Consider the following 5,909-nt stretch of genomic DNA (forward strand, 5'->3'; position numbering starts at 1 on the left):
GTCAGCGCGGCTCGATCAGCAACTGCGCGACCCGCGCGAGCTCTTCGTTCGTGGTGCGGCACATCTCGGCGTAGTCGACGCCGGCCATCGCGGAGCGCACGGACGCGCCCTCCCACACGGTGATCATGAGGCGCGCGGCCTCGTCGGCATCCAGGCGGAAGGTGAGGGCGCTGGTGCGGCCGATGTCGGCGATGATCTGAGCGACGCTGCGGATCATCTCGGACTCCTGGGCGAGGTAGGCAGCCGCGAGCTGCGCGTTGCGCAGGGCATGGATGCGGATCTCGCTCATGAGGAGGACGCCCAGACGGTCGTCGGAGGTGATGTCGAGCACCTGCTGGATGATCGAGAAGGCGTTGCCAGCGGCATCCGCGAAGGCGCCCTGGCGCTCGAGCTCAGCGACACGATCCTGCACGGCCGCGACGCGCTCGCGCGAGACGAGGCTCGCGAGCTCGAGGAAGAGCTCCTCCTTCGTCTCGAAGTTGGAGTAGAACGCCCCGCGCGTGAACCCCGCGCGCTCGCAGATCGCTTCGACCGAGGCGGCGTCGAGGCCCACCTCGGCGAAGACCTCCGCTGCGGCATCGAGCAGTCGCTGTCGGGTGACGTCTCTGCGACGCGTCGTCACGGCATCGGTCACGTCTTCTCCTCGTCTCGATTCTCACACCTGACGTTCAGCCTTGCGTCCGGATGCCTCCCTACGATACATCTATGTATCGGATACAGCGGCGTATCGATCCACCACTTCCCGTTCGGATCGATTAGCCGCCCGCCGGCCCGTCGACATCACCCGGAGGCTCCGTGTCCACTCTTCTCTACGCGCTCGGACGCTGGTCGTACCGTCACGGCTGGCGCGTCCTCATCGCGTGGCTCCTGCTCCTCGGCATCGCCGGCGGCAGCGCGGCGGTGTTCATGAAGGGCACCGACAACTCGTTCTCGATTCCCGGGACCGAGGCGCAGGCCGGTCTGGAGCAGCTGAGCCGGTCGTTCCCGCAGGCCAGCGGCACGAGCGCCCAGCTCGTCGTGGTCGCGGCGGACGGCGACAGCGTCGCGGACGATCCGTACAAGTCCGAGATCGAGGATGCCGTCGCCAAGCTGGAGGACCTCGACGGCGTGCTCGCGGTCACCGACCCCTTCAACGAGATGGTGACGGGTCTCGTGTCGGACGACGAGAGCGCCGCGATCGTCCGCCTGCAGTTCGACGGGCAGGCGACCGACGTGACACCCGAGACCAAGGACGAGCTGCACACGATCAGCGCCGACCTCGAGAGCGCGCTCCCCGACGGCTCTCAGGTGGCCATCGGCGGCGACCTGTTCTCGCAGTCCGTTCCCGCGATCTCGATCATCGAGGCCGTCGGCGTGCTCGTCGCGCTGTTCGTGCTGATCGTGACGTTCCGCTCGTTCGCGGTCGCGTGGTTCCCGCTCGTGAGCGCCCTCATCGGCGTTGCGCTCGCGATCTCGCTCATCCTCGTCTCGACGGCCTTCGCCTCGATCTCGTCGACGACGCCCCTGCTCGCGATCATGCTCGGGCTGGCGGTCGGCATCGACTACGCCCTCTTCATCGTCGCGCGACATCAAGACCAGGTGCGGGCCGGCACCGACCCCGAGGAGTCGGCGGCGCGCGCCACCGGCACGGCCGGATCCGCCGTCGTGTTCGCCGGTGTGACGGTGCTCATCGCCCTCATCGGCCTGTCGTTCGCCGGCATCCCGTTCCTCACCACGATGGGCATCGCGGCCTCGGTCGCCGTCGCCATCGCCGTGCTCGTCGCCATCACGCTCACACCCGCGCTGCTCGGGTTCGCGAAGGGCCGGGTCGTCGGGTGGAAGCGGCGTTCCCGGAGGCAGGATGCCGCGCCCGCCGCCGCCCATGACGGCGAGGTCGCCGCGTCCTCTCGCAGGGCCGTGCCCGTCGAGGCGCCCGTGAAGCGCGGCTTCGCGACGCGGTGGGTCGGCGGCGTGACGCGGCATCCCGTCATCACGACCGTCGCCGTCGTCGTCGGACTCGGGCTCCTGGCGATCCCGGCCGCGAGCCTCCGGCTCGCGCTGCCGAACGCGGGCATGCAGCCCACGACGAGCGAGGCGCGCCAGGCCTACGACCTCACCTCGGAGCACTTCGGTCCCGGCTTCAACGGCCCGCTCATCCTGACCGGCACGATCGTCACCTCGAACGACCCGCTCGGCCTCATGGAGGACCTCGGCAAGGCCGTCGAGAAGGTGCCGGGCGTCAAGACGGTCGCCCTCGCGACGCCCAACCAGACCGCCGACACGGGCATCGTGCAGCTCGTCCCCGAGACGGCGCCCGACGACCCCGCGACGGCCGACCTCGTGCGCGAGCTGCGCTCGCACCACGACGAGTGGCTCGACAAGTACGGCGTCGACCTCAAGGTGACCGGCTTCACAGCCGTCGCGATCGACATCTCCGACCGTCTGGGCGCCGCCCTCCTCCCCTTCGGCATCTTCGTCGTCGGCCTGTCGCTCGTGCTCCTCATGATCGTCTTCCGCTCGATCTGGGTGCCGATCAAGGCCGCCGTCGGCTACCTGCTGTCGGTCGCCGCCGCCTTCGGCGTCATCGCGCTCGTCTTCGAGCACGGCGTCGCCGCCGACCTCCTCCACGTCGCCAAGCTCGGTCCGATCATCAGCTTCATGCCGATCATCCTCATGGGTGTGCTGTTCGGCCTGGCGATGGACTACGAGGTGTTCCTCGTGTCCCGCATGCGGGAGGACTACGTGCACAAGCGCCGCGCAGAACGCGAGCGCTCGACCGGTGAGACTGTCGCACCGCGCGACACGGCGGTGGGCGCGGTGCGCTCGGGCTTCACGGCATCCGCCCGCGTCGTCACCGCGGCGGCCGTCATCATGTTCGCGGTCTTCGCGGCCTTCATCCCCGAAGGCGACACCGCGATCAAGCCCATCGCCCTCGGTCTCGCCGTCGGCATCGCGATCGACGCGTTCCTCGTGCGCATGACGCTCGTGCCGGCCGTCATGGCGCTCCTGGGCGACAAGGCGTGGTGGTTCCCGAAGTGGCTCGACCGCGCACTCCCGCACTTCGACATCGAGGGCGAAGCCGTCGAGCGCGAGCTCGCCCTCGCCGACTGGCCCGGCGAGGACTCGACCGCCGTCGTCGTGGCGGAAGACCTCGAGGTCGCCGCCGACGATCGCGCGCTCGTGCGCGGCGTCTCGCTCGCCGTCGAGCCTCGCGAAGCCCTCATCGTGACCTCGCCCGTCGCCGCCGAGAGCCGCGCGCTGCTCCTCGCGATCGCCGGCCGTGTGGCGCCGACGGGCGGACGCCTGCGCGTCGCGGGCCACCTGCTGCCCGAGCGGGCTGCGTGGGTGCGCGCGCATGTCGGCGTCGCGCTGCTGTGGGGCGCGCCCGACCCGCTCGACGAGCTCCGCGAAGCCCTGCGGGGCCGCACGTCGCTCGTCGTCGTCGACGGCCTCGACGTGCTCACGCTGGCGCAGCGCACGCAGGCCGCCGGGATGCTGCGGGATGCGGCATCCATCGCCCTCGTCGTCTCGGCGATCGACGCCGCGGCGGCGCAGAGCCTCCTGGCCGACGCGGGCCGGCCGCCCGCCGCCGCGATCGACCTCACCAGACCGTCCACCCTCTCTTCCGCCGAGGTGACCCGATGAGCCTCCCCATCGAACGCGCGCGATCGCGCCGCCCCATCACGTGGCTGACGCTCATCGGCGTCCTGCTGCTGCCCGTCGTGATCGGCGGCATCCTCGTCGCGGCGCTCTACAACCCCGCCGAGCGGCTCGACTCGATCAACGCCGCCATCGTGAACGACGACGAGCCCGTCACGATCAACGACCAGATGGTTCCGCTCGGACGCCAGCTCACGGCAGGGCTCGTCAAGGGCTCCGACGACGTCGACAGCAACCTCACCTGGACGCTCTCGAACGCCGACGACGCGGCCGACGGCCTCGCCGACGGCACGTACGACGCGGTCGTGACGATCCCGAAGAACTTCTCCGCCGCGGCGACGTCGACACAGCCGGGCGAGACGCCCGAGCAGGCGACGATCCAGGTCAAGACGGCTCCGGACTCACTGGTCGTCGACGACGCCATCACGGCGCAGGTGACGCAGGCCGCCGCCGCGCTCATGGGCCAGCAGCTCTCGCAGGTGTACCTCGAGAACGTCTTCCTCGGCTTCACGACGCTCGGCGACAAGCTCGGGGATGCCGCCACCGGCGCGCAGCAGCTCGCCGACGGCGCGCAGCAGGCCGCCGACGGCGCCGCACAGCTGCCGAGCGGCGCGACGCAGCTCGCCGACGGCGCTGGATCGCTGTCGTCGGGTGCGACGCAGCTCGCGAGCGGCCTCGATCAGATCGCGACGGGCATCGGCTCGGCCGCGGGCGGAGCGCGGGAGATCGCGGGCGGGATCGACCAGGCTGCGGCCGGCGTGCAGAACCAGCAGCTGAAGGATGCCGCCAACGCCTCCGCGAGCTACGCGGGGACGACGGCGACGCAGACCGCGGACGTCGCCAAGCAAGTCGGCGGCGTCGCGCAGTCTGCGGGTGCCCTGGCTCAGACGATGGGCGGCCTCGCGCAGACGTGCCTCGCCTCCGGCGCGAGCCAGGCGTACTGCGACCAGGTGGGTGCTGCCGCGGCGAGCGCAGGAACGCTCGCGCAGAGCGCGGGCGGTGCGGCCCAGGCTGCCGTCACGGCGGCGACGAGCGCCGGCTACGCGAACGGCTATGCGGCGCCGACCGCGTCGGGCATCGCGGAGCTCATGGACAAGACGAGCGCGGGCCTCACGCAGCTCGCCGACGGAACCCGCGGCCTCGCCGACGGCCTCGACAAGCTGCAGTCCGGAACGGCCCAGTCGGCGGACGGCGCGCGCAAGCTCGCGTCGGGCGCCTCGCAGCTGAGCGGTGGCGGCGACCAGCTCGCGACGGGGGCGCAGAGCCTCGCCGACGGTGTGGCGCAGCTCGCCACCGGCACGAGCCAGCTGGCGTCGGGCCTGGACACCGCTGTGGCGCAGATCCCGTCGTACACGGATGCCGAGGCGAAGAGCCTCGCCGACGTCGTGTCCGACCCCGTGGCGGCCAAGGGCACGGGCGACAGCCTGTTCGGGGCATCCGCGATCCCGCTTCTCGCGACAGCCGCGCTGTGGTTCGGCGGCCTCGCGACGTTCGTCGCACTGCAGGCCGTGAGCCGTCGCGCGCTCGCCTCGCGGGCTCCGTCGGCCGCCCTCGCGTTCCGGGCGTTCCTCCCCGCGGCCGCCATCGGTGCGCTGCAGGGTCTGCTCGTGGCCGGCGTCGTGCAGATCGCGGCGTCGTACGACTGGGGCACGTGGTCGGTGTTCGCTGCGCTCTGCGTCGTCGCGGGAGTGGCCTTCGCCGCCGTGAACCAGGCGCTCGTCGCCGTGTTCGGAGGTGCGGGGCGCTGGATCGCAGCGCTCATCGGCGCCTTCCTGATCGCGACCGGTGTGGTCTCGACGGTGCCGGCCGTGCTCGCGTCCATCGCCTCGATCCTGCCGACCGCTCCGGCGTACAACGGGATGGTGTCGGCCCTCACGTCGACGTCGGGCGTGGGTGCGGGCTTCGCGGGCCTCATCATCTGGGCCGTGCTCGCCTTCATCGCGACGGTGCTGGCGGTGGTCCGTCGCCGCACGATCTCGGCGCGGGCTCTGATCGAGCCGGCCGTCGCGACGGCCTGACCCCGAGGCCACGCATTTCCGCACGAGCCGAGACACCGCGCAGCGCGCGCGGCGTCTCGGCTCGTCGCTTCTGTCGGCTCGCGGCGTCTGCACCGGCCGCGGTGAGGGTGCGGATGGTGCGAGGGATGCCTACTCACCCGCCGCACCGCGAGGGCGAGGGGGGACGCGTCGGATGCGGCGGATGAGCGGGCGGCGAGACCCCGTCGACGCTTCGGGGGGAGCCGAAGGGCCGGGCGAAAGCGGGGCCGGCGT

General features: G+C 71.7%; 3 protein-coding genes. 2 read left to right on the forward strand and 1 reads right to left on the reverse strand.

Annotated features, from left to right (window positions below; all coding sequences use genetic code 11):
* Position 1: 1 nt before the first annotated feature.
* The gene (locus tag AAIB33_RS11940) at positions 2-634 is read right to left on the reverse strand and encodes a helix-turn-helix domain-containing protein (protein WP_345800177.1); all 633 of its coding nucleotides are present in this window, start codon (positions 632-634) and stop codon (positions 2-4) included.
* Positions 635-795: 161 nt separating this feature from the next.
* On the opposite strand from AAIB33_RS11940, the gene AAIB33_RS11945 reads away from it, so the two are divergent.
* Both AAIB33_RS11945 and AAIB33_RS11950 read left to right on the forward strand, forming a co-directional pair.
* The gene (locus AAIB33_RS11945; RefSeq protein WP_345800178.1) at positions 796-3,624 is read left to right on the forward strand and encodes an MMPL family transporter; all 2,829 of its coding nucleotides are present in this window, start codon (positions 796-798) and stop codon (positions 3,622-3,624) included.
* Complete coding sequence (locus tag AAIB33_RS11950) at positions 3,621-5,657, forward strand: YhgE/Pip family protein (RefSeq protein WP_345800179.1); 2,037 nt, start codon at positions 3,621-3,623, stop codon at positions 5,655-5,657. The genes AAIB33_RS11945 and AAIB33_RS11950 overlap by 4 nt, the downstream gene beginning before the upstream one ends.
* The last annotated feature ends 252 nt before the right edge of the window (positions 5,658-5,909 follow it).

The sequence above is a fragment of the Microbacterium sp. AZCO genome (assembly GCF_039614715.1).
Classification (GTDB): Bacteria; Actinomycetota; Actinomycetes; order Actinomycetales; family Microbacteriaceae; genus Microbacterium.

Excerpts from the sequence above, each read along its gene's own strand:
- AAIB33_RS11950 (WP_345800179.1), top strand. The coding sequence starts at position 3,621 with ATGAGCCTCCCCATCGAACGCGCGCGATCGCGCCGCCCCATCACGTGG.